Raw genomic sequence first — 24,666 nt, 5'->3', positions numbered from 1 at the left:
ATGACGGATTCGGGCGATCTGTTCGGCGGTGGCGGCAACGCAGTGGCGGCCCGCAAGTCACGCCCGTCCGCGAAGCTCCCGGTGGACGAGGCGCCCTCGCCCGGCCGTGCCAACGGCACGCCCACCGAGGCCGGCTACACCGCCGCCTCCATCGAGGTGCTCGAGGGGCTGGAGCCGGTGCGTCGGCGCCCCGGCATGTACATCGGCGGCACGGACGAGAAGGCACTGCATCACCTCTTCGCGGAGGTTATCGACAATGCAATGGACGAGGCCGTGGCCGGCCATGCGACCTTCATCGAGGTCGAGCTCGAGGAGAGCGGCTTCCTGCGCGTGACGGACAACGGTCGCGGCATCCCCATCGATCCGCACCCGAAGTTCCCCGAGAAGTCGGCGCTCGAGGTCATCCTCACGACGCTGCACGCAGGCGGCAAGTTCGACTCCAAGGTCTACGAAACCTCCGGCGGCCTGCATGGTGTCGGCGTCTCCGTGGTCAACGCGCTGGCCGAGCGGCTCGAGGTGGAGGTGGCGCGCAGCCAGATGCTCTATCGCCAGGTCTATGCGCGCGGCGTCGCCATGGGGCCGCTGGAGACCGTCGGGCGGGTGCAGAACCGGCGCGGCACCACGGTGCGCTTCAAGCCCGATGCGGCCATCTTCAAGGAAGGCGCGACGTTCAATCCGCGCCGCCTGTTCAAGATGGCGCGCTCCAAGGCCTATCTCTTCGGCGGCGTGGAGATCCGCTGGCGCTGCGCCCCCTCCCTCGCCGAGAAGCAGGAAGGCGTGCCGAGCGAAGCGACCTTCAAGTTTCCCGGCGGCCTCAAGGACTATCTCGCCCGCGAGATCGACGGCAGCGAACTTGTCTGCGACCAGATCTTCTCCGGCCGCGTCGACAAGCCGGGCGGGCACGGCTCGCTCGAATGGGCGGTGGCGTGGCTGTCACGCGACGACGGCTTCGTATCTTCCTACTGCAACACCATCCCCACGCCTGAGGGGGGCACGCATGAGTCGGGCCTGCGCATGGCCCTGCTGCGCGGCCTGCGCGACCATGCCGAGCGTGTCGGCCAGGCCAAGCGCGCCAGCCAGGTTACCACCGACGACGTGATGGCAACCTGCGCCGGCATGCTCTCGGTCTTCATCCGCGAGCCGGAATTCCAGGGCCAGACGAAAGACAAGCTGGCGACGCTGGAAGCATCGCGCATCGTCGAGGGCGCTGTGCGCGATGCCTTCGACCACTGGCTGGCGGCAGCGCCCCAGCAGGCCTCACGCCTTCTCGACTGGACCATCGAACGTGCCGAGGAGCGCCTGCGCCGCCGCGCCGAGAAGGAGGTGGCGCGCAAGACCGCGACGCGCAAGCTACGCCTGCCCGGCAAGCTCGCGGATTGCACCAATGCCGGCGCGGCGGGCTCCGAGCTCTTCATCGTCGAGGGCGACTCGGCCGGTGGCAGCGCCAAGCAGGCGCGCGACCGCGCCACCCAGGCCGTCCTGCCGCTGCGCGGAAAGATCCTCAACGTCGCCTCGGCCGGCCGCGAAAAGCTGGCACAGAACCAGCAACTCACTGATCTCGTGCAAGCGCTCGGCTGCGGTACCGGCTCGCACTACCGCGACGACGACCTGCGCTACGAAAAGATCATCATCATGACGGACGCCGACGTCGACGGCGCCCACATCGCATCGCTGCTCATCACTTTCTTCTGGCAGCAGATGCCGCGGCTGATCGACAACGGCCACCTCTATCTTGCCGTGCCGCCCCTCTATCGGCTGACGCACGGCGGCAAGACGGTCTATGCCCGCGATGATGCCCATCGCCAGGAGCTGATGGACAGCGTGTTCAGGGGCAAAAAGGTCGAGATCGGGCGCTTCAAGGGCCTCGGCGAGATGCTGCCGGCGCAGCTCAAGGAGACGACCATGGCTCCGGCCAAGCGCCTCCTCTACAAGGTCGTCGTGCTGGCCGAGGCCAAAGGCGACACGACGGACACAGTCGACCGGCTCATGGGCAACAAGCCTGAGGCGCGCTTCGCCTTCATCCAGGAGCGCGCTGCTTTCGCGCGCGAACTCGATATCTGACCCCTGGAAGATCAGTTGCGCTGCAGCCAGGCGGCGAGGGCCGCATTGACCGCATCCGGCCGCTCCATCGTCGAGAGATGACCGCAGCCGGGCACGACGACGAGCGACGACGCGGGGATGGCCGTCGCCATCTCTTCTGCGACCGATGGCGGCGTGATCTCATCCTCCTCCCCGACGAGAACGAGCGTCGGTACGGTGATCAGCGGCAGGTCGGGCCGCGCGTCGGGCCGCGCCATGATGGCGCGCTGCTGGCGGATGAAGGCCTGTGCGCCCGTCTCGACCATCATGCGCCGCACCTCCCCTTCGAGAAGCTTGTCCGCGAGCCGCCTCCGCGCGACGAGGCGCTGCCAGAGCACGGGATGCACCTCCTCGAAGCGCCCCTGCTCCGCGAGCGCGATGAGGCGCCGACGGTTGGCGCTCGCTTCCTCGGTGTCCGGCCGCGCCGTCGTGTCGAGCAATGCAAGCCGCGTCACGCGCTCAGGCGCCAGGCGCATGACTGCAAGCGCCACATAGCCGCCCATGGACAGACCGCCGAGGGCGAAGCGCTCCGGCGCTGCGGCGAGGAGGCGTCGTGCCATGCCTTCGAGCGTGTCGTCGAGCCGGTTTTCCGCCACCGTGACGGTGCGTTTCCCGGAGAGAGCGCGTATTTGCGGGGCGAAGAGCGTCCCCGTACAGTTGAGCCCAGGCACAAGCACCAGCGGCTCACCGCCAATGCTATGCAATCGTTCGACAACCGGCCTTTGCGACATTGACTTTGCCCGTGATCCTCTTATGGTCCGCGCAAGCGTAGCGGGCAGTGAGCGGCGACTGACGCGCCGTACGCGTCACGAGGTCTCCCTTGGCCTTAAACCCCATCCGCAGACGCATAATCACGGACGTCGATGTCATTTTCTGATCTTGGCCTGAGCGAGAAGGTTCAACAAGCCGTCGCGGCCGCAGGCTACAACACGCCGACTCCCATCCAGGCGAAAGCGATCCCGCATGTGTTGCAGCGCCGGGACGTCCTCGGCATCGCCCAGACCGGCACCGGCAAGACGGCGGCTTTCACGCTGCCGATGCTGACGCTGCTGGAGCATGGTCGGGCCCGGGCGCGCATGCCGCGCACGCTCATCCTCGAGCCGACGCGCGAGCTTGCGGCGCAGGTGGAAGAGAGCTTCGAGAAGTACGGCACCAACCACAAGCTGTCGGTGGCGCTGCTGATCGGCGGCGTCTCCTTCGGCGATCAGGACGCCAAGATCACCCGGGGCGTCGATGTGCTGATCGCCACGCCCGGACGACTGCTCGACCATTTCGAGCGCGGCAAGCTGCTGCTCACCGGCATCGAGATCCTCGTCATCGACGAGGCCGACCGCATGCTCGACATGGGCTTCATCCCGGACATCGAGCGCATCTGCCGCCTCGTCCCCTTCACGCGCCAGACCCTGTTCTTCTCGGCCACCATGCCGCCGGAGATCCAGCGCCTGACGGACACCTTCCTGCACAATCCCGTGAAGGTGGAAGTGGCTCGCGCGGCCTCGACGGCCGCGACCATCACCCAGCGCCTTGTCGCCTCCGGCAGCGAGCCGCACCACAAGCGCGAGACGCTGCGGCGGCTGATCCGCGGCGCCGGCGACGAATTGCAGAACGCGATCATCTTCTGCAACCGCAAGCGTGACGTGGCCATCGTCCTGCGCTCGCTGGAGCGGCACGGTTTCAGCGTCGTCGCCCTGCACGGCGACATGGACCAACGCTCGCGCATGCAGGCGCTCGACAGCTTCCGTAACGGCAGCACCAAGCTGCTCGTTGCGAGCGACGTCGCGGCGCGCGGTCTCGACATTCCGGCCGTGAGCCACGTCTTCAATTTCGACGTGCCCCATCACGCCGAGGATTACGTGCACCGCATCGGCCGCACGGGCCGCGCCGGCCGCACCGGCTATGCGACCACGATCGTCGCCCCCGGCGACGAGAAGGCCCTTGCCGCCATCGAAACCCTGACGGGCCAAACTGTTGCCTGGGAGGGGCCGACCCTCAGCGAATTCATCGCCTCGGTCGGCCATGCGCCGGAGGATGGCGACCGCCACCGCGGCAGACGCGGCAGCCGGGATCGCGAGCGTGACCGTGACAGGGGGCGTGGACGCGGCGAGCGCGGCCGAGCCGCCGAGGCTCCGCAGCAGCACGCGCCGATCACGCCGGACGGACGCCCCTCGCAGCGTCCCGAAGAGCGGCGGGGCGATCGGCAGCACCAACAGCGGCGCTATGCCGACAGGGACGACGAGACGATCGTCGGCTTCGGCGAGCACGTGCCGAGCTTCATCCTGCGGCCGGTCGTCATCTCGGTCAGCAGCGACGACGAAGGCACGGCTGCCCCGGTGGTCGAGGAGACCGCGGTGCCGGTCGAGACCGTGTCGGAAGCCAGGGCTGAGCACACATCGGGCCGCCGGCGTCGTGGCCGCAGGCAAGACAGGCCCGCCGCGGCGGAGGCTGCGCAGCCGGTCGAGGTTCCGGCCTCCGCTACGCCGGAAGCCCCCGGTAAGGCCGAAGAGCTGGCGCCGCCCGTGACGGAGGTCGTGCAGCCCGAGGAAGCCCCTGTCCCGCGCAAGGCCGCCTCGCGTCGCACGGCGAAGGAGGAGCCGGCGACGGAAGCTGATCCGGCTGGCAAGACCCGCAAGCGTGCGCCGCGCAAGGCTGCGGCGAGCCCGGACGTCGCGGACGAGCAGCCGGCGCCGAAGAAGCGCGCCCGCAAGACCACGACGGAGCCTGCAGCTGAAGCCGAAGCCGCGCCTCCCGCGCCTTCCAAGGCGGCCGGCCGAAAGTCGTCCCGCACGGGCGCCGCTGAAGCGGTGACGGCCGAAGCTCCGGCGCGATCGTCCACAACGTCCCGTCGGAAGAAGGCCGACGCCGCGGCTCCGGCCGAGGCGGCCAAGCCGAAGAAGGCCGCCGCCCGCAAGGCTGCGGATGGAGAGGCGGCCAGCGAAGCCGCGCCTGCCGGCAAAACGGCGTCCAGGAAGGCACCAGCGGCTGGGGCCACGGACGCGAAGAAGACAGCTTCGAGAAAGCTTGCCGCCAAGAAGCCTGCGTCCAAGGACGCGGAAGCGCCTGCCGGCAAGCCGGCTGCGAGGAAGCCGCGCAGCAAGAAGGCCGAGGTCGTCGAGGCGGGCGACTGAGCGTACGATGCAGGAGCGCGGCGCTAAGGCTGCGCTCCGGCGATGCCCAAGGCACGGGCGGAGAGATCCGCCAGCATGTCCGGCTCGTCATAGGCGGCGTCCGGCAGCAGCCAGTAGGACAGGGTCACTACCCGGCCGTCCTTGCGCGCATAGGCGAACGGCCGCGAGCCGAGATGCCTGAGGGCCTCGGCAAAGGCGGCGTCCGTCTTGAGATAGACCTCGCCGTCCACCGCGAGCGCGAACATCTTCCCTTCGGCATAGATGCCGAGACCGCCGAACATGCGCCTGATGCAGACCGGGCGGAAAGGCGCGAAGAGTTCGGCGATGTCGTCCGCGGCGCGCAATCAGGCGCCAGCGAGCTGCTCCGGCCGCGCGGGGGTGATGGCGACGGATTCGCCGCATCCGCAGGCCGAGGTCTGGTTTGGATTGTTGAAGACGAACTGAGCCGACAGCTTGTCGACCTTGTAGTCCATCTGCGTGCCGAGCAGGAACAGGACGGCCTTGGGATCCACAAGGATGGTGACGCCCTTGTCCTCGATCACCTCATCACCGGGCTTGATCGCCTCGGCATATTCCATCGTGTATTCCATGCCGGCGCAGCCGCCGTTCTTGACGCCGACGCGCACGCCGACGATCGGCCTGTCGGCGTTGGCGATGATCGCCTTGACGCGCTCGGCGGCCGCGTCGCTCATGCTCATGATCTTGAGGGAGCGAATTGCACCCATTCCGGCTCCTCCTTGCAGGGTTCAAGGCCCTGAGGTCGAGATTCCCACCAAAGATAGTCATTGGGCGGCACAACGTCGAGGGCACGGCGCCCGTCGCCGGTCTCATCCGGCGTCATGCCTACCGCCCGTCCTGCTTCGACGGGATGGCGGCGAGGCGCCTCAGTAGACCGTCCAGACGCCGGGCGTGAGCAGTTCGACGAGATGCCCGTCCGGGTCGCGGAAATAGATGCTGCGCCCGCCGCGCGGCCATTCCGTCCGCCCTTCGATGGCGACGCCGTGAGTCGCGAGCCGCGCTTCCCAGGCCGCCATGTGTTCAGCAGGCACACCAAGGCCCACGTGGAGCGGCCCCTGCCCGTCGTGCGGCGGGATGGTGCCGCCGGGAAGCGTCACGGTCGTCAGCGTCTCGCCTCGTTTGAAGAGCAGCAAGACGCTCGCCGGTCCGAGCGGATAGGCCGCGAAGCGCTGGTCGCTTACCTGAGCCTCGAGCCCCAGCACTTTCTCGTAGAACCTGCGCGCCCGGTCTAGATCGTCCACGTAGAGCGCCGTCTCGACGACCGCCGTGATCCGCGGCTCTGCTTCGCCCGCCATATCGGCCTCACCACATGTCGAGCGCGATGCGCGCCTCGTCGGACATGCGGCTCTGGTCCCACGGCGGATCGAAGACCATGTTGACGACGACGGACTGCACGCCGGGCACGGCCGCGACCGCCCCCTCCACCCAGCCCGGCATCTCGCCGGCTACCGGGCAGCCCGGCGCCGTCAGCGTCATGTCGATCGTCACATTGCGCCCGTCATCGATATCGACGCGATAGATCAGGCCGAGCTCGTAGATGTCGGCCGGGATCTCGGGGTCGTACACCGTCTTCAGCGCCGCCACGATGTCGTCGGTCAGCCGGTCCACCTCGTCGGGCGGCAACTGGTCGGCGAGCTCCATCTCGGGCGCGTTCGGCTTCACGTCGCTGCTGTCGGCTTGCGTCACGAATGCCTCCTCAGGCGAACAGCCGTTCGGCCTTCATCAATGCGTCGGCGAGGTTATCGACCTCCTCGAGCGTATTGTACAGGGCAAATGAGGCGCGGCATGTCGACGTCGTCCCGAAGCGCGCGAGCAGCGGCATGGCGCAATGCGTGCCTGCGCGAACCGCAACCCCGGCGCGATCGATGACGGTGGCGACGTCATGTGCATGCGCCCCCTTCATCTCGAAGGACACGATGGCCCCCTTGTGCGCCGCGCGGCCAATGATGCGCAGGGCGTTCAGGGCGCCGAGCCGCTCATGGGCATAGTCGCGCAGCTTCTCCTCATGGGCGAGGATCGCCGTGCGCCCGAGCTTCTCGACGAAGCGCACCGCGGCACCAAGGCCGATCGCCTCGACGATCGGCGGCGTACCCGCCTCGAAGCGATGCGGCGGGGCGTTGTAGGTGACGGTGTCGGTCGTCACGGTCTCGATCATCTCGCCGCCGCCGTTGAACGGCGGCATTGCCTCGAGCCACTTGCGCTTGCCGTAGAGCACGCCGATGCCCGTCGGCCCGTACACCTTGTGCCCGGTAAAGACGTAGAAGTCGGCATCGAGGTCGCGCACGTCAACCGGCAGGTGCACGGCGCCCTGGCTGCCGTCGACCAGCACGGGGATGCCACGGGCATGGGCGATGCGCACGATGTCCTTCACCGGCGTCACCGTGCCGAGCACGTTCGACATATGCGTGATCGCGACGATCTTCGTGCGCTCGGTGAGCAGCTTCTCGAATTCGTCGAGGAGGAAGTTGCCCTCCTCGTCCACCGGCGCCCATTTGATGACAGCGCCGCTGCGCTCGCGGTGGAAGTGCCACGGCACAATGTTGGAGTGATGCTCCATGATGGAGATCACGATCTCGTCGCCCTCGCCGATCCCCGCCATGCGTCCGTAAGAGGCAGCGACGAGATTGATGGCTTCCGTCGCCGAGCGGGTGAAGACGATCTCCTCCGTGCTCTCGGCATTGAGATAGCCGCGGACCGCCTCGCGCGCATCCTCGAAGGCCTCGGTCGTCGCATTGGCCATGTAGTGCAGGCCACGATGGACGTTGGCGTAGGCGTTCTCGAAGCTGTACGTCATCGCCTCGATGACGGCGCGGGGCTTCTGGGCCGAGGCGGCACTGTCGAGATAGACGAGCGGCTTGCCGTAGACCTCGCGGGCGAGGATCGGGAACTCGCGGCGCACGGCCGCGACGTCGAAGATGCCGATCGGTTCGATCCTGTTCATGGTCGCATCACTCGCATTGGCTCCGTCCGCCGCAGGACGTCGGCGCCTCGAAAGAGTGAGGGGCGCGGCCTGCGCCGCGCCCGTCTGTCACGCACGCTCGCCGAGCCAGCCTTCCGCCCGCGCGACGAGTTCCTCGCGCACGGCTTCGTCCTCGACGAGTTCCAGTGCTTCGCCGAGGAAGGCCTGCACCAGGAGCGCCTCGGCCACCGCCCGCGGCAGGCCGCGGGCGGTGAGGTAGAACAAGAGGTCCTCGTCGAGCTGGCCACAGGTGGCGCCATGGGCGCACTGCACGTCGTCGGCGAAGATCTCCAGCTCCGGCTTATTGTTCATCGTCGCCGTCTCGGAGAGCAGCAGCGCGGCGGACATCATGCGCCCGTCGGTCTTCTGTGCATCCGGGCGCACGATGATCTTGCCCTGGAAGACGCCTGTCGCCTCCCCGTCGATCACGGTCTTGAACAGCTCGCGGCTGTCGCAATGCGGCACCGCATGGTCGACGACCAGCGTCGTGTCCGCATGCTGGCGGCCGCGCAGCATGGTCGCGCCGCCGAGAGTCAGACTGGAATGCTCGCCCGCGAAGGCAAGGAACACCTGATGCCGTGACAGGCTGCCGCCTGTCACCGCGCCGAGCGAGGTCAGCTTCGCCTTGGCCCCCAGCGTCACGGCGAGCGTCGAGAGCGCAATGGCATCGGCCTGTTCGGCGTTGAGGCGCGCATGGGTGATCGTCGTGCCGTTGCCGGCGACGATTTCGACCACGGAATTGGCCTGGTAGGCCGCCGTGCCAACGCCCTCGTGGCTCTCGTGGACGGTGACCGAGGCGCCATCCTCGACGAGGATCACGACGCGCGGCGCCGTGGCGAAGGGGCTAGCGCCCCCGTTGACGAACCTGAGGTGAAGCGCCTTGTCCACGGCGGTGCCGGCCGCAACCCTGATGAGCGCGCCGTCCATCATGAAGGCGCTGTTCAGTGCCAGGGCGAAGTTGCCCTTGGCGACCGCCACCTTGCCCATCTCGGCGAGGAGCGGATGTCCCTCGGCGAGCGCCGCCGCGAGCGGCGTCACCGCGATCCCGGCCGGCAGCGCGGCGAGGTCCGAGCGCTCGGCCACGAAATGGCCGTTGGCGAAGGACAGCCGCACCGCATCGGCCTTGGCGAAGGCGCTGGCCTTGTCGACGAGCGCGGCCGCATCGGCGGGGCGCTCGGCAAGCGGGGCCGCCTCGCGCACGGCGTTGCGCAGATCGGTGTACTTCCACTCCTCCACGCGCCGGTTGGGAAGGCCGGCGGCGGCGATGAGGGCGAAGGCCTCGTCGCGCCCGCGCGCGATCTCGCCCGAGCCCGGCAGCTTGTTCTTAAGGCCTTCGAAACGCTCTATGAGTGCCACCTCGGCGGCAGTCCTGATCGGTGTGACTTCAGCCATCGTGCCGCCCTCACGCCGCCTGCTCGCGGTAATCCGCATAGCCGCTCGCCTCGAGCTCAAGGGCAAGCTCCTTGCCGCCGGAGCGCACGATGCGGCCGTTCGCCATCACGTGCACCGTGTCGGGCACGATGTGGTTGAGCAGGCGCTGGTAGTGGGTGATGACGAGGAAGGCGCGGGCCGGATCGCGCAGCGTATTGACGCCCTCGGCGACGATCTTGAGCGCATCGATATCCAGTCCCGAATCCGTCTCGTCGAGGATGCAGAAGCGCGGCTCAAGGAGAGCCATCTGCAGGATCTCCATGCGCTTCTTCTCGCCGCCCGAAAAACCGACGTTGAGGCCGCGGCGCAGCATTTCCTGATCGATATGAAGCTTTTCGGCAGCGGCCCTGACACGCTTCATGAACTCGGGCGTCGTCAGTTCCGCCTCCTCGCGCGCCTTGCGCTGGGCGTTCATGATCGCCTTGAGGAAGGTCATGGTCGAGACGCCCGGGATCTCGAGCGGGTACTGGAAGGCGAGGAACACGCCCCGGGCCGCGCGCTCGTTCGGCTCGAGCTCGAGGATGTTCTCGCCGTCGACGAGGATCTCGCCGTCGAGGACCTCGTACTCCTCCTTGCCGGCGATGACATAGGACAGCGTCGACTTGCCCGAACCGTTCGGGCCCATGATGGCAGCGACCTCGCCCGCCTTCACGGTAAGATCGAGCCCGTTGAGGATGCGCTTGCCCTCGATTTCGACGACGAGGTTGTTGATCTGAAGCATGTCTTTGTTCCGTCCGTTCGTGGCGCCGGTGGGGTGCGGGCGGGAAGGATCGTTCCACGTCGCCCGTTGTTTCCGGCCCGGGTTGCGTTGCGTGTCAGCCCACCGAGCCTTCGAGGCTGATGGAGATGAGCTTCTGGGCCTCGACCGCGAATTCCATCGGCAGCTGCTGCAGGACATCCTTGACGAAGCCGTTGACGATGAGCGCCACCGCCTCCTCCTCGTCGAGACCCCGCTGCAGGCAGTAGAACATCTGGTCGTCCGAGATCTTCGACGTCGTCGCCTCATGCTCGAAGACCGCCGAGGCATTCTTCGACTCGATGTAAGGCACCGTGTGCGCGCCGCACTTGTCGCCGATCAACAGGGAATCGCAGTTCGTGAAGTTGCGCGCCCCGCTCGCCTTGCGGTGTGCCGAGACGAGCCCGCGATAGGTGTTCTCGGAGCGTCCGGCGGCGATGCCCTTGGAGATGATCCGGCTCGTCGTGTTCTTGCCGAGATGGATCATCTTGGTGCCGCTGTCGACCTGCTGATAGCCGTTGGAGATGGCGATCGAGTAGAACTCTCCGCGGGAGTTGTCGCCGCGCAGGATGCAGGATGGATACTTCCAGGTGATGGCCGAGCCCGTCTCGACCTGCGTCCACGAGATCTTCGAATTGGCGCCGCGGCAGTCGCCGCGTTTGGTCACGAAGTTGTAGACGCCGCCCTTGCCCTCGGCGTCGCCCGGATACCAGTTCTGGACCGTCGAGTACTTGATCTCCGCATCGTCGAGCGCGATCAGCTCGACCACCGCCGCGTGCAGCTGGTTCTCGTCACGTGCCGGCGCCGTGCAGCCTTCGAGATAGCTGACGTAGGAGCCCTTGTCCGCGATGATCAGCGTGCGCTCGAACTGGCCGGTGTTGCGCTCGTTGATGCGGAAATAGGTTGACAGCTCCATCGGGCAGCGCACGCCCTCCGGTACGTAGACGAAGGATCCGTCCGTGAACACGGCGCTGTTGAGCGTCGCGAAGAAGTTGTCCGACACCGGCACGACCGAGCCGAGGTACTTGCGCACCAGATCCGGATATTCGCGGATCGCTTCGGAGATGGAGCAGAAGATAACGCCGGCCTTCTTCAACTCCTCCTTGAAGGTCGTCACCACCGACACGGAATCGAACACGGCGTCGACCGCCACGCGCGAGCCAGCGCCCTCGACGCCGGCGAGGATCTCCTGCTCGCGCAGCGGAATGCCGAGCTTCTCGTAGGTCTTGAGGATCTCCGGATCGACCTCGTCGAGCGACTTCGGCGCCGGATTCTTCTTCGGCGCGGCATAGTAGTAGAGCTCCTGATAGTCGATCGGCGGGTAGTTGACGCGCGCCCACTTGGGCTCGCGCATCGTCTGCCAGCGGCGAAACGCCTCGAGGCGCCACTCCGTCATCCACTCCGGTTCGCCCTTCTTGGACGAAATGAGGCGGACGATATCCTCGCTGAGGCCCTTGGGGGCCTTGTCCATCTCGATCGTCGTCTCGAAGCCGTACTTGTACTGCTCGACGTCGATCGCCTTGACACGTTCTACCGTTTCCTGCACCGCAGGCATTGCACGACCTCCTCTCACGGCTTCAAGGGCCGCGGGTTGGTGACCTACTCGTCCTCAGGCGGCGTTCAGCCCCTTGCGACGAGAGATGAGTGCGCCGACCACTTTCCGAAAGGCCGTCGCAAAGGATTCCATGTCCGCCTCGGTCGAGCCCCAGCCGAAGCTCACGCGCAGCGCCCCCTCGGCGAGCGAGGGCGCGATACCCATCGCCGTGAGCACATGCGAGCGCCTCACCTTACCGGACGAGCAGGCGGAACCGGACGAGACGGCCATGCCCTCGAGATCGAGCATCATGAGCAACGTCTCCGCCTTCAGGCCGTCGATTGCGAAGGCGCTCGTGTTCGGCAGTCGCGATGCTCCGGCTCCGAAAACCACCACCCCGGGCTCAACCAGGCGAAGGCGGGCCTCGAGACCGTCGCGCAAGGCACCCGTCAAGGCGGCATAATCCGCAAGTTCGTCCCGCGCAAGCGTGCAGGCCTTCCCGAAGCCTGCTATGCCCGCAACATTCTCCGTGCCGGCGCGGTAGCCGCCCTCTTGGCCGCCGCCGCGAACCAGCCGCTCGCGTACCTCGACGCCGGGCCGGGTGACGAAGGCACCGACACCCTTCGGCCCGCCGATCTTGTGGGCGGACAAGGTGATAACGTCCGCGCCCCAGGCAGCCATGTCGACGGACAGCTTGCCCGCCGCCTGCACGGCGTCGACATGCAGCAGCCCGCCATGGCGATGCACGACCTCGGCCACCCCGGCGAGCGGTTGGACGACGCCGGTCTCGCTGTTGGCCGCCTGCAGGCTGACGAGGGCCGTCGCTCCACTTTCGTTCGCCAGGCGGCGCAGCCGCGCGTCGATGAAATCGATATCCACGACGCCGTTGCCGTCGATGGGGATCGTCTCGCGGGCATTCTCTGGGAAGCGGCTGCCCGAAAGGACGCTCGCATGCTCGCCCGCGCCCATGAGATGGAGCGCCAGCGTCGTGAAGGATGGCTCGCGTCGCAGCGACGGCGTCATCACGGTATTGTTGGCCTCCGAGCCACCGCTCGTGAAGACAACATCGCGGGGGCGCGCGCCGGCAAGAGCCGCGACCTCTTCCCGCGCCGCCTCGATCAGCGCGTGAGCCCTGCGCCCTTCCGCATGCACGGACGAGGGATTGCCGACCTCCTCGAAGGCACGCAGGACCACCTCGCGCACGGCCGGCCGCAGGGGCGCCGAGGCGTTGTAGTCGAGGTAATGACGCATGCCCGCCATGCTGTTCCCACCGGCCTCCCGTGCGCCGATCACAAACCTTGCTTTTTGCCCCTGTTGATGTGGTAGAGAAGAGCGACCACATCACCGGAGCCACCACCCACGCCATCCGGTTGCATATGCAACTCGATGCACGTATAAGTTGGCTCTTAGAACAGTTCTAACCGTGGTTTAGAAGTGCGCGACCGGCATGTCAAGATTTGCACGGCCACTGGCGTGGCTTCCGGCGGCGCTGGCTTTATCGCGGTAACGGTGCCGGATCATGCCTGAAGTCATTTTCAACGGCCCTGCCGGGCGTCTCGAAGGCCGCTACCAGCCTGCGAAGAAGAAGGGCGCGCCGATCGCGATCATTCTTCATCCGCATCCGCAGTTCGGCGGCACGATGAACAACCAGATCGTGTACAGCCTGTTCTACACCTATGTGAACCGTGGGTTTGCGGTGCTGCGCTTCAACTTCCGTGGTGTCGGGCGCAGCCAGGGCTCCTTCGATCACGGCCACGGCGAGTTGTCGGATGCGGCGGCGGCGCTCGACTGGGTGCAGTCGCTCAATCCGGATGCGCGCAGCTGCTGGATCGCCGGCGTGTCCTTTGGGGCATGGATCGGCATGCAGTTGCTCATGCGCCGGCCGGAGATCGAGGGCTTCCTCTCCATTGCGGCGATGGCCAATCGCTACGACTTCTCCTTCCTTGCGCCCTGTCCCTCCTCGGGCCTCTTCGTGCACGGGTCCGAGGATCGCGTCGCGCCGGCGAAGGACGTCATCAGCGTCATCGAGAAGGTCAAGACTCAGAAGGGCATCGTGTTGGAACACGCGGTCATCGACGGCGCCAACCACTTCTTCGACGGCAAGATCGAGGAACTGATGCAGACGGTCGATGCCTATCTCGACAAGCGCATCGGCACCCCGCACGAAGATGCCGCCTGACGCGACGACGCAAACAGGCTTCAGATCGCGGGGCGCCTCACGGCGCCCCGTCCCATTCCAACGCAAGACTGACCGACATGACGACGTACCGTTCCGATTTCCTGCGCACGCTCGACGCGCGCGGGCTCATCCACCAGATCTCGGATGCCGAGGCGCTCGACGACCTCGCCGTGAAGGAACGGATCGTCGCCTATATCGGCTATGACCTGACGGCGCCGAGCCTGCATGTCGGGCACATGACCAACATCATGATGCTGCGCCGCCTGCAGCAGGCCGGCCACAAGCCCATCGTGCTGATGGGCGGCGGCACGACGCGCATCGGCGACCCCTCGTTCCGCAACGAGGCGCGCCCGCTGCTCGACGATGCGCAGATCGCCACCAACAAGGAGGGCATCCGCAAGGTCTTCTCGAAGTTCCTCACCTTCGGCGACGGCCCGAGCGACGCCATCATGGTCGACAATGCCGAATGGCTCGACAAGCTCGAGTACATTCCCTTCTTGCGCGACATCGGCCGGCACTTCACCGTCAACCGCATGCTGAGCTTCGAATCGGTGAAGACGCGCCTCGACAAGGAGGAGCCGCTCTCCTTCCTCGAGTTCAACTACATGATCCTCCAGGCCTACGACTTCCTGGAGCTCAGCCGCCGCTACGGCTGCCGCCTGCAGATGGGCGGCTCCGACCAGTGGGGCAACATCGTCAACGGCATCGAGCTCGCCCGCCGCGTCGACGCCACCCAGGTCTTCGCCCTCACCTGCCCGCTGCTGACCACCGCCTCCGGCGCCAAGATGGGCAAGTCGGCCGCCGGCGCCGTCTGGCTCAACGAGGACATGCTGCCGCCCTACGGGCTGTGGCAGTACTGGCGCAACTCGGAGGACGCTGACGTCGGCCGCTTCCTCAGGATCTTCACGGACCTGCCGCTCGACGAGATCGCGCGGCTCGAGCGGCTCGAGGGCGCCGAGCTCAACGAGGCCAAGAAGGTCCTCGCCACCGAGATCACCGCGCTCGTCCACGGCCGCGCGGCGGCCGAGATGGCGGCCGAGACGGCACGCAAGACCTTCGAGGAAGGGGCGCTGGCCGAGAACCTGCCGAGCATCGACGTGCCCGCGGCCGAGCTGCAGGCCGGGCTCGGCGTGCTCGCCGCCTTCGTCAAGGCCGGCCTCGTCGCCTCCACCAGTGAGGCGCGGCGCCAGATCAAGGGCGGCGGTCTCAAGGTCAACGACGAGGTCGTGAGCGACGAACGGGCGGTCCTCGACGCCGGCAACCTGACGGCCGACGGCGTCGTCAAGCTGTCGCTCGGCAAGAAGAAGCACGTGCTGCTGCGGGTTGAGTGAGCCAGTCCGGAGCGGCTGCTCTTCGGTCGCCGATGATGATCGTCGGCCCCTTCTGCGATGACCGGCGTCGGAAAAATCCAGTCTGACGCCAGTGAAAGCCGCCCGAAGGCTGGCGACCCTCGCCACTCAGCGCTGGCCCTGACCGATCGGCGCTGGCGGAAGCGGGGTCGCTCCGCCCTGCCCGCTGTCTGCCCGTCCCGCGTCGAAGAACTTGCGCAGGAAACCGGGCGCGATGGCCGACAGGGGGTTGATGGTCATGGTCGGCCCCGCCATTGGGCCGCGCACGCGGAAGTTGACGGCGAAGAGCCCCTCGTATTGCCCGCCGCCGAGCAGCAGGCCGATCACCGGCAACTGGCTGAAGATGTTGTTGAGGGCATAGGCCGGCACATAGGTGCCGGAAAGGTCGAGCGTCTCGTTGCCGAGGTCGAGATGGCCCTCGAGGCTGATGCCGACCTGTGGCCCCCAGATCACCGCCTCGCGCATGTTGATGCGCCCGCTCGCGCGCGTGAAGTCCACCTTGAGCTTGGTGAAGGGCACGTCGTTGATGGTGACCCGCTCGCCCTCGCGGGGCTGGGCCGAGACGATGCGGCGCAGGGCCGGCTCGTCCACCAGCGAGAAGTCCCGGATGTTGAGGATGCCGGCTGCGCTGCCGTTGGCCGGTGGTAGCTGCAGCACGAGCTGACCACCGGCCATGCGCTGGTAGATGTCCACGAAGCGCAGCGCGGCGCCCGCATCCGCCGTCTGGACGATGGTGAAGGATTCGCCCGAGCTTCCGCGTGACAGGGAGGCCGTGACGGGCGAGCGGCCGAACGAGCCGTTGAAGGCGAGGCCGGACACGTTGCCGCCGCGCATGGCGAGCTTCAGCGCCGCATTGGAGACGAGTTCGTTGTTGAAGCCGCCGAGGATGTCCACGGCGACGTCGAGATCGACGTCGGTGGCGTCGTCTCCGCCGCCGCGGCCGAAAACCTGGCGCAGGAACGGCCGCGCATCAAGCACGTTGCCGCGCACCGTCACCCTGAATCCGTCCCGCGCACGGGCTACCTGCAGGCGCACGTCGTCCCCCGGCGACAGTTTGATCTGCGAGAACTCGGCCTCGCTGAAGCTGCCGTCGCCGCGCAGGATGACCCGGCCGCCCTTTGCCGAGGCGCCTGCGCCGTCAAGCATGAACTTCTCGAGGATATAGCCGTCGCCCTTCTCGATCAGGTCGAACGACAGGCCCGCCTCGCGCCCCGCGGCCTTCGTCCAGCCGGGCAGCAGCTCGTTGATCGCTGCCTTGCTGAGATCGACGGTGATGCTCTTCGGCCGCTTGGCCGCCTCGCTCAGCGACAGGTCGGCCGCAACCGTTATGGGGCCGGTGAGCTTCCGCCCGAAATCGAAACCGAGCCGCGTACGCGCCGCGTCGTCGGCGGTGACTTTGATGGCTGCCTGCCCGCCCGCTCCGGTGAGGGGCTGCCTTAGCGAGACGGTCGCGGGCAGGTCCGCGAGGCGCGCATCTCCGTCGAGCGTGAGGAGATCGCCTTCGAGCGTGAGCGCGAAGCTGCCCTTCTCGATGCTCTTGTCGCCCGCAATGCCGGTCACGACGAGGTTGCTCAACTGGCCGCTCGCTTCCGCCGTGACGTCACGCATCGTCAGTTCGTCGATGAGCGGGAGAGACAGTTCGAGGCGAATGTCCGCAGTGCCGGACACTTTCTCCGGGTCGAGTTCGATCGCCATCCGGTCGCGCACGGCCTCGCTGCGGGCGAGCGCGAGGACCGCGTCGGCACCGCCTTGGATGCGCAGACTGATGCGCGCCTGGGCCGGCTTGCGCAGATCATCGACCGCAAAAAAGCCCTCCGACAGGGAAAGCTTGCGCTCGCCTTCCAGGGATACCTCGGAGCGTGGCAGGTAGATGCTGACGCTGTTGCCGTCCACGGTTCCGCGCGCTGCCGTATCCGTCAGCACCGGCAAGCCTTTCGCGGGCAGGAGCGCGGCGCCGGACATCCGGAACCGGACATCGACCGTCTCGCGCGGCAGCGGCTTCTTCTGCCGTGAGGCGGCGAGTTCCTCGGCGTCGAGATTGACGTTGACCGACAGATCATGGACCGTTCCGGCCTGCAGGTTGTCGATGAGGTGGCGCCGGACACCGGAGGCGACGAAGGCCGGCCACAGCCTGAGAAGTGCGCGAGCGTCCGATTCCGTGCTCGATACCGCAACGCGCAGGCCGCCGCGGTCATCGGGCGTGCCGGCGCTACCGGACAGTGTGACGGCCAGACGCTCGCCGGTCACCGAGAACCGTCGCACGATGACACCGCCGCCCTCCCCGCCGACGATCTCGCCGGCGATGTCATCGATGGTGAGCGGCTCTTCGTCGCCCGTCAGGCGCTCGATCACGGCAGCCTTGCCGGCAAGCTCAAGCCGCCATGGCACCCCCTTCCCTTCGCTCGAGGAGAGTCGGCCGGCGAGATTGATGCGGGTCTCTCCTGCGGTGAAGGATGCCGAGGGCAGATCGAAGGCCCGCGTGGCGGGGTTCCAGCTCAGGCGCAGGCCGATGTCGTCCACCTCGATCGGCGGCTGGTCCGGATCGTCGATGTAGACGATGGCGGCGTCGCCGGCCAAGCTCGCATCGAGCGCTTCGAGATGGCCTTCACCATCGATCGACAGCGAGACCTCGCCCGAGAGCGGCATGCGCGTCGTCACGAGTGAATGGCTGAGCCCGCCGAACAGGAGCAGGTCCGACACCGGCGCGCGCGCCAGATGCACCTGGGCCTGACGGGCGCCCTTCTGCTCGCCGCGCACGACCCCCGAGACGCTCCATGGCCCGTGCTCGCCGCGCAGCCCGAAATTGAAATGGGTCAGCGTCGCCTTGGCGCGGGTGAACTGCAGCGACACGTCGGCGAAGCGCGCGCGTGGCCGCCGCTGGGCGTCGACAATCGTCAGCCGCGCATCGCTCAGGCCGAAATGGTCGATCGTGCCGAAGAGGCCCTCCCGGTCGGTGATGAGGTCGACGAGCGAGACGACGGCTGCCGCAAGCGGCAGATCCTCCTGCGCCGCCCCTTCCGCCACCACGGGAGGCTGCGCTTGCGGCTGCGCCGGCGAGACGGCGGTCTCCTCGTCGGTCGCGGCGAAGGACAGCTCACCCGTCGGCGAAACGTTGAGGCGCAGGTCGAGCCCGCTGAAGACAACGGCACTCGGGCTCACCCGCCCGACCATCAACCCCAGGGCGCTGACCGATATCTCGCCCGCCTGTGCCTTCAGAACGCTTGCGCCATCGGCATTGCGGATATCGATGCCGGAGACGCGCAGGGTCGGGCCATAGCGCGTGTAGTCGATGGCGGCGCTGGCGATGCCGACGTTCCAGCCGCTGCCGACGCGCTCCGAGAGCGCCGCTTCGATGCGCTCCGGCAATCCGTCGATCTCGACGGGCGACCAGGCGATTCGCCCGGCAAGACCGCCGACGAGCAAGAGGACGAGCGCGACGAGCACAATGAGCACGCGCTGGGCTCTGCGGCGGCGGAGCGAGGGCGCACGTTGCACCTGCCCTTCGCCGCCGCCGGCCTCGTTACGTCTCCTGGCGAACAGCTTGGTCACTCCGGTCCGTTCCCCTTGGGCGTTCCATTCGTCTCCCACGATTCGTGCGACACGGGAACGCCGGCCCGGTCCCGCCGCGGCCGAAAAGGATAGGCATCCTCGTGATCGCGTGGACATTGTCCGTGCCGCCCTTGACGAGGCGGACAGAACGACCAGCCTGCTCCACTGCAAGCAATCGGTGGACGGGCGGGCGGACGCTTCGCCGCCTCACGAAAGGCTTAGCGCAAAGAATCAGACGAAAGGAAGGCGAGACGATGGTCCAGGAAGGCGACAAGGCGCCCGATTTCACCCTGCCCGGCGCTGGCGGCACAGAAGTGCGCCTGTCGGCGTTGGCCGGCAGGAAGGTCGTAGTCTATTTCTATCCGAAGGACGACACCAGCGGCTGCACCAAGGAGGCCATTGCCTTCAATGGCCTGCGCCGGGAATTCGAGGCCACCGACACGCATGTCATCGGCATCTCCGCCGACAGCGTCGCCCGCCACGACAGGTTCCGCGCCAAGCACGATCTCGCGATCACGCTCGCCTCCGACGAGGACCGCAAGGCGATCGAGGACTACGGCGTCTGGGGCGAGAAGACCATGTACGGCCGCAAGTTCATGGGCATCCTGCGCACCACCTTCCTCATCGGACCGGACGGCCGTATCGCCCGCGTCTGGCGGCAGGTGAAGGTCGACGGCCATGCGGAAACCGTCCTTGCGGCCGCACGCGAACTGTAGACGCGCCCGTTTGCGAATGCTTAACTCTAACGGGTCCTAATCTTCAGGGTGCCGGCGCTCTGGAGAGCCTCGACTTGCGACACCGCCTCTTTCTGCCCAGCCTGACGTGTCGCTCCGAACCAAGTCATGTCGGGACGCCGCATGGCCATTTGCGGGTCGCGGCTGTTGTCGTCTTTTTGGCGGTGCTCGCCTGGGCAGGGGCGGCGACATGGATGCTCTTCTTTCGCGACGAGGTCGTCGCCGGCCTCCTCGCGCGCCACCAGCGCATCACCCTCGCCTATGAGGATCAGATAGCAGCGGTGCGTCGGCACGTCGACCTCCTCGCCAGCCGGCAATATCTCGAGCAGGAGCGCGTGGAGGCGCGCGTTGCGCAGGTTCTTGAGCGCCAGGACGAGCTCGAGCGCCGCCAATCGGTGGTCGAAGCGCTGCAGAAGCAGGCGACCGGCATCGCACTGCCGATCGCCGCAGGCGCCGGCCCAGTGCCGTCCTTGTCCGCAACAGACCGGCCGTGGCGCGGCGAGGCGGCGAGGGATCGGCTCGGCGCGTTGCGCTACCTGCCGGTCGCGGAACGCCTCGCCCGCATGGACCAGGCACTCGAGAGGCTGACACATCGGCAGACGTCGGTCCTCTCCGCCATGCTTGCGCTCTCCCAGCACCGGCTGGACCGCTATCTCGACATCGTCGCCTCCGTCGGCCTTCCGACCGAGCCGCTCACCCGCCTGCCTGGTCCTGCGACATCGGAGAGCGTCGGCGGCCCCTACGTCCCGGCGCAGGCCGGTGCGCCGTTCCATTTCGGTAGTCTCGCGGATAGCATCAAAGACAGCCTGACCCTTTCCGCGCGCGCCGCGCAGGTCGTTGCCGGGCTGCCTCTCGGCCGGCCCGCGGAGGAGGACGAGACGAGCCCCTTCGGCATCCGTATGGATCCTTTCCTGCGTGCGCCCGCCCTGCACACGGGCCTGGACTTCCGTGCCGCCTACGGCGCGCCCGTTCGCGCCACAGGAGCAGGCAACGTCATCTTTGCAGGCTACAGCGGCGGCTATGGCAACATGGTGGAGATCGAGCACATCAGCGGTGTGACGACGCGCTATGCGCATCTTTCCGCCTTCGCCGTCACGGAGGGCGATACGATCGCCGCCGGTGACGTCGTGGGGCGCGCCGGCAGCACGGGTCGGTCCACGGGGTCGCATATCCATTATGAAACGCGGATCGACGGCAATCCCGTCGATCCGCAGCGCTTCATCGCAGCCGGCGCGCGCCTCCACGGCATGCGCTGGCCGGCTCCCGCGCCCGTTCAGTCGATATCCTCGACCTCGACCTCGCCGCCATAGACGCGCTGGGCGAGCGACGCCTCGATGAAGGGATCGAGCCTGCCGTCCAGAACCTCCTGCGGGTTCGTCGACTGGACGCCCGTGCGCAGGTCCTTCACCAGCTGGTACGGTTGCAGCACGTAGGAGCGGATCTGATGGCCCCAGCCGATGTCGGTTTTCGACGCCGCCTCAGCCATCGCCTTCTCCTCGCGCTTCTGCAGTTCGAGTTCGTAAAGACGGGCCCGCAGCATCGCCCAGGCGGTAGCCCGGTTCTTGTGTTGGGACCGTTCCGCCTGGCACGCGACGACGATGCCGGTCGGGATATGGGTGATGCGGACAGCCGAATCCGTCGTGTTGACGTGCTGGCCACCGGCGCCCGAAGCGCGGAAGGTGTCGATCCGACACTCCGACTCGTTGACGGCGATATCGATACGGTCGTCGACGACGGGATAGACCCAGACGGAGGCGAAGCTCGTATGCCGACGCGCATTCGAATCGAACGGCGAGATACGGACGAGACGGTGGACGCCCGATTCGGTCTTCGCCCATCCATAGGCGTTGTGGCCCTTGATGAGAAGCGTGGCCGACTTGATGCCCGCCTCTTCACCGTCGGTCACTTCCATGACCTCGACCTTGAACCGGCGCCGCTCGGCCCAGCGGATGTACATCCGCATGAGCATCTGCGCCCAGTCCTGGCTCTCGGTGCCGCCGGCGCCCGAGTGGATCTCGATATAGGTGTCGTTCTGGTCCGCTTCGCCGGACAGCAAGGCCTCGATCTGGCGCCTGGCGGCCTCCGCCTGCAGGGACCGGATGCTCTCCTCCGCCTCCTCGACGACCGAAGCATCGCCTTCGGCCTCGCCGAGCGCGATGAGTTCGACGGCATCGGCAAGATCACGTTCGATCTGCTCGATGGCCGCGATGTTCTCCTCGAGGGCGGTGCGTTCGCGCATGATCTTCTGCGCAGCTTCCGCGTCGTTCCACAGCGAGGGATCCTCGGCGAGGCTGTTCAGCTCGGCGAGCCGGCGTTTGGCCTGATCCCAGTCAAAGATGCCTCCTCAGCAGCCCGACAGACTGCTTGACGGCATCAACCAACGTCTCGATTTCGGCGCGCATGCCCGCCTTCGTCCTGCAATCGATGGAAGATTGGCCCGGCCATGCCGTTCACGCCGGACACAGGAGGCTCTTAGCCAGCCCGGCCCCGGATGTAAACCGGGCAAGCCGACAAGGATCGATCAGGCGTCAATAGAGGCCGCCCGAACCGCTGCCGACGCCGGCGGGCGGGGCTGCGCCGTAGCTTTCAGGGGCCGTGTCGCTGTAGCCGACAAGATAGCCGTCCGGGGGCGCCGTCCCGGGCTTGAACGCTTCGAGGATGGTGCGTCCGCCTGATCCGGCGCGCTGGCCCGAGGCAAGATCGACGCGGATGAGTTTGATGCCCGGCGGCACGCGGAATGGCGTCGCCGGCTTGCCGTCGAGCGCGAGCGTCATGAAGTCGCGGAAGATGGGCGCGGCATACTGGCCGGCCGTCGCCGAATTGCCGAGCGAGCGCGGACGATCGTAGCCGAGATAGATGCCCACCGCCAGATCGGGCGAGAAACCGACGAACCAGACGTCCTTGGCCTCGTTCGTCGTGCCGGTCTTGCCGGCAAGCGGCTTGCCGACGCTCTTGACCACGGTCGCGGTGCCCCGCTGCACGACGCCTTCGAGGATCGAGACCATCTGGTAGGCGGTCATCGGATCGATGACCTGCTCCCGGTTGTCGATGAGCCGCGGCTCCGGCTGGTTGCGCCACTCCTCGGCGTCGCATCCCTGGCAGATGCGCTCGTCGTGCTTGTAGATGGTGTGGCCCCACCGGTCCTGGATGCGGTCGATGAGTGTCGGCTTGATGCGCTTGCCGCCGTTGACGAACATCGAATAGGCGGTCGTCATGCGCAGCACGGTGGTCTCGCCGGCACCCAGCGACATCGGCAGGTAGGGCGCAAGATCGTCGTAGATGCCGAAGCGCTTCGCGTATTCGCCGATCAGCGGCATGCCGACGTCACGCGCGAGGCGCACGGTCATCAGGTTCTTCGACCGCTCGATGCCATAGCGCAGGGTGTGCGGTCCGGTCGACTTGCCGTCATAGTTCTTCGGCCGCCAGACCTCGGTGCCGGACGTGATCTCGATCGGACCGTCGACGATGATGGAGGACGGCGTGTAGCCATTGTCGATCGCGGCCGCGTAGACAAATGGCTTGAACGAGGACCCCGGCTGGCGCAACGCTTGCGTTGCGCGGTTGAACTCGCTCTGGTCGAAGGAGAAGCCGCCGACCATGGCGAAGACGCGCCCGGTATTGGGGTCCATCACCACCATGGCGCCGGACACCTCGGGGATCTGGCGCAAGCGATATTGTCCGGGCTTGTCGGCGACGGGTTCCACATAGACGACATGGCCGGGCTTGAGCGCCTGCGTGAGACGGCCCTTGCGCGTCCACTTGATACCGTCCGGCAGGATCTTGCCGGTTTGGCGCTCGCTCGACAGCTTGCCCGAGATCTCGCGTGCCGGCTGCAGCCCGATGGTGGCCTCACGGTCGCTGACCTCGAGCACGACGGCGAGTCGCCACGGCTGCACGTCTCCGAGCGCTGGAATGTCCGCGAGGGCTGCCCCCCATTCACCGCTGGCGAGGTCGATCGTGTCGACCGGATCACGCAGCCCCCTCGCCTCGTCGTAGCGCACGAGGCCGTCCACCAGGGTCTTGCGCGCCATCGCCTGGATCTTCGGGTCGAAGGTCGAGCGCACGGACAGGCCGCCGTCATAGAGCGCCTTCTCACCGTAGCGCTCGACAATCTCGCGCCGGATCTCCTCGGCAAAGAAGCCGGCCGAATAGGTGTTGGGCGAGAGCGTGCGGGGATTGACCTCAAGCGGCTGGCGCTTGGCGGCCTCCGCCTCCGCGCGCGTGATGTAGCCGTTGTCGAGCATGCGGTCGAGCACCCAGTTCCGCCGCTCGATGGCCGCCTCGCGCTGGCGGAAGGGGTGATAGTTGTTCGGCGCCTTCGGCAGCGCCGCAAGATAGGCGATCTCCGGCAGCGTCAGTTCGTGCACCGACTTGCCGAAATAGTTCAGCGCGGCGGCCGCTATGCCGTAGTTGCCGAGGCCGAGGTAGATCTCGTTGAGATAGAGCTCGAGGATCTTGTCCTTCGAATAGACCGCCTCGATTCGCAGGGCGATCAGCGCTTCCTTGATCTTGCGCTCGTAGGTCTGCTCGTTGGTGAGCAGGAAGTTCTTGGCGACCTGCTGCGTGATGGTCGAGGCGCCCTGCTGGCGCCGTCCGGACGCGCGCAAATTGGTAACGACCGCCCGGGCGATACCTTCGGGATCGACACCGTTGTGCCGATAGAAGTTCTTGTCCTCAGCCGACAGGAAGGCCTCGATGACGAGATTGGGAACGGCTTGGATGGGGAGGAAAAGTCGCTTCTCGCGCGAATATTCGGCCACCAGACTGCCGTCGCTGGCGTGGACGCGCGTCATCACCGGCGGCTCGTAATTGGCGAGCTGCTTGTGGTCCGGCAGGTCCTGGGAATATTTCCAGACGAAGAAGCCGACGATGGAAGCCCCGATGACGAAAAGAATCGCCCCGGCAGCAAACAGAAATCCAAGAAAGCGAACTATCAAACGCATCCGTTGAAGGCCCGTCGCCCGTTGCTTCTT

At 67.0% G+C, this 24,666-nt stretch carries 18 protein-coding genes and 1 pseudogene; 6 read left to right on the top strand and 13 right to left on the bottom strand.

Annotation, left to right across the window (positions count from 1 at the left end; genetic code table 11):
* A complete protein-coding gene (gene parE / locus BOQ54_RS10060; RefSeq protein WP_055458198.1) occupies positions 1 to 2,061 on the top strand; it encodes a DNA topoisomerase IV subunit B in 2,061 nt (686 codons plus the stop codon).
* Positions 2,062 to 2,072: 11 nt separating this feature from the next.
* Here the strand turns inward: parE and BOQ54_RS10055 are convergent, their stop codons facing one another.
* The gene (locus BOQ54_RS10055) at positions 2,073 to 2,756 is read right to left on the bottom strand and encodes an alpha/beta fold hydrolase (RefSeq protein ID WP_082464728.1); all 684 of its coding nucleotides are present in this window, start codon (positions 2,754 to 2,756) and stop codon (positions 2,073 to 2,075) included.
* A 186-nt stretch (positions 2,757 to 2,942) separates the two neighbouring features.
* Here BOQ54_RS10055 and BOQ54_RS20250 point away from each other — a divergent pair.
* Positions 2,943 to 4,385, top strand: a pseudogene (locus tag BOQ54_RS20250) (DEAD/DEAH box helicase); the annotation flags it as partial.
* 842 nt (positions 4,386 to 5,227) lie between these two features.
* Here BOQ54_RS20250 and BOQ54_RS10045 read toward each other — a convergent pair.
* The 9 genes from BOQ54_RS10045 to BOQ54_RS10005 all read right to left on the bottom strand — a co-directional run bounded on the left by BOQ54_RS10045 (position 5,228) and on the right by BOQ54_RS10005 (position 13,142).
* Positions 5,228 to 5,548: a TfoX/Sxy family protein gene (locus tag BOQ54_RS10045; protein WP_071923821.1), complete on the bottom strand. Its 321-nt coding sequence runs from the start codon at positions 5,546 to 5,548 to the stop codon at positions 5,228 to 5,230.
* Positions 5,549 to 5,929, bottom strand: a complete 381-nt coding sequence (locus BOQ54_RS10040) for a HesB/IscA family protein (RefSeq protein WP_186437973.1) — start codon at positions 5,927 to 5,929, stop codon at positions 5,549 to 5,551.
* A 159-nt stretch (positions 5,930 to 6,088) separates the two neighbouring features.
* Entirely contained in the window at positions 6,089 to 6,517 is a 429-nt protein-coding gene (locus tag BOQ54_RS10035) for a VOC family protein (RefSeq protein WP_063186471.1), read from the bottom strand.
* 7 nt (positions 6,518 to 6,524) lie between these two features.
* Positions 6,525 to 6,863: an SUF system Fe-S cluster assembly protein gene (locus tag BOQ54_RS10030; RefSeq protein WP_055458483.1), complete on the bottom strand. Its 339-nt coding sequence runs from the start codon at positions 6,861 to 6,863 to the stop codon at positions 6,525 to 6,527.
* Positions 6,864 to 6,918: 55 nt separating this feature from the next.
* Entirely contained in the window at positions 6,919 to 8,163 is a 1,245-nt protein-coding gene (locus tag BOQ54_RS10025; RefSeq protein ID WP_063186469.1) for a cysteine desulfurase, read from the bottom strand.
* Between the two features lie 87 nt (positions 8,164 to 8,250).
* Entirely contained in the window at positions 8,251 to 9,573 is a 1,323-nt protein-coding gene (sufD, locus tag BOQ54_RS10020) for a Fe-S cluster assembly protein SufD (protein WP_071923820.1), read from the bottom strand.
* Positions 9,574 to 9,583: 10 nt separating this feature from the next.
* Positions 9,584 to 10,333, bottom strand: a complete 750-nt coding sequence (gene sufC, locus BOQ54_RS10015; RefSeq protein WP_055458203.1) for a Fe-S cluster assembly ATPase SufC — start codon at positions 10,331 to 10,333, stop codon at positions 9,584 to 9,586.
* Positions 10,334 to 10,427: 94 nt separating this feature from the next.
* Positions 10,428 to 11,903, bottom strand: coding sequence for a Fe-S cluster assembly protein SufB (gene sufB / locus BOQ54_RS10010; RefSeq protein ID WP_055458204.1), 1,476 nt, complete (start codon positions 11,901 to 11,903; stop codon positions 10,428 to 10,430).
* A 54-nt stretch (positions 11,904 to 11,957) separates the two neighbouring features.
* Positions 11,958 to 13,142 carry a cysteine desulfurase family protein gene (locus BOQ54_RS10005; protein ID WP_063186465.1) on the bottom strand — a complete coding sequence of 395 codons (1,185 nt, stop codon included), beginning with the start codon at positions 13,140 to 13,142 and terminating at the stop codon, positions 11,958 to 11,960.
* Positions 13,143 to 13,401: 259 nt separating this feature from the next.
* Here BOQ54_RS10005 and BOQ54_RS10000 point away from each other — a divergent pair, with 259 nt between their 5' ends.
* Both BOQ54_RS10000 and tyrS read left to right on the top strand, forming a co-directional pair.
* Entirely contained in the window at positions 13,402 to 14,061 is a 660-nt protein-coding gene (locus BOQ54_RS10000; protein ID WP_055458206.1) for an alpha/beta hydrolase, read from the top strand.
* A gap of 77 nt (positions 14,062 to 14,138) precedes the next feature.
* On the top strand, positions 14,139 to 15,392 hold the full coding sequence (gene tyrS, locus BOQ54_RS09995; RefSeq protein ID WP_071923819.1) for a tyrosine--tRNA ligase: 1,254 nt from the start codon (positions 14,139 to 14,141) through the stop codon (positions 15,390 to 15,392).
* A 126-nt stretch (positions 15,393 to 15,518) separates the two neighbouring features.
* Here tyrS and BOQ54_RS09990 read toward each other — a convergent pair whose 3' ends face one another.
* On the bottom strand, positions 15,519 to 18,959 hold the full coding sequence (locus BOQ54_RS09990; RefSeq protein ID WP_071923818.1) for a DUF3971 domain-containing protein: 3,441 nt from the start codon (positions 18,957 to 18,959) through the stop codon (positions 15,519 to 15,521).
* 254 nt (positions 18,960 to 19,213) lie between these two features.
* Between BOQ54_RS09990 and bcp the strand changes: the two genes are divergently transcribed.
* Both bcp and BOQ54_RS09980 read left to right on the top strand, forming a co-directional pair.
* The gene (bcp, locus tag BOQ54_RS09985; protein ID WP_055458209.1) at positions 19,214 to 19,675 is read left to right on the top strand and encodes a thioredoxin-dependent thiol peroxidase; all 462 of its coding nucleotides are present in this window, start codon (positions 19,214 to 19,216) and stop codon (positions 19,673 to 19,675) included.
* Between the two features lie 212 nt (positions 19,676 to 19,887).
* A complete protein-coding gene (locus BOQ54_RS09980; RefSeq protein ID WP_145979754.1) occupies positions 19,888 to 21,003 on the top strand; it encodes a M23 family metallopeptidase in 1,116 nt (371 codons plus the stop codon).
* Here the strand turns inward: BOQ54_RS09980 and prfB are convergent.
* A protein-coding gene (gene prfB, locus BOQ54_RS09975; protein ID WP_096335199.1) for a peptide chain release factor 2 occupies positions 20,967 to 22,095 on the bottom strand; the annotation gives its coding sequence in 2 pieces (ribosomal slippage) (positions 20,967 to 22,025 and positions 22,027 to 22,095; 1,128 coding nt in all). The two genes, BOQ54_RS09980 and prfB, sit on opposite strands and share 37 nt — an antisense overlap.
* 126 nt (positions 22,096 to 22,221) lie before the next feature.
* Positions 22,222 to 24,636, bottom strand: a complete 2,415-nt coding sequence (locus tag BOQ54_RS09970) for a penicillin-binding protein 1A (protein WP_055458212.1) — start codon at positions 24,634 to 24,636, stop codon at positions 22,222 to 22,224.
* Positions 24,637 to 24,666: the final 30 nt, after the last annotated feature.

It is taken from the genome of Chelatococcus daeguensis (assembly GCF_001887265.1).
Classification (GTDB): domain Bacteria; phylum Pseudomonadota; class Alphaproteobacteria; order Rhizobiales; family Beijerinckiaceae; genus Chelatococcus_A; species Chelatococcus_A sambhunathii.
Note: the sequence above shows the minus strand (reverse complement) of the source record. Positions and strands in the feature narration are given on the sequence as shown.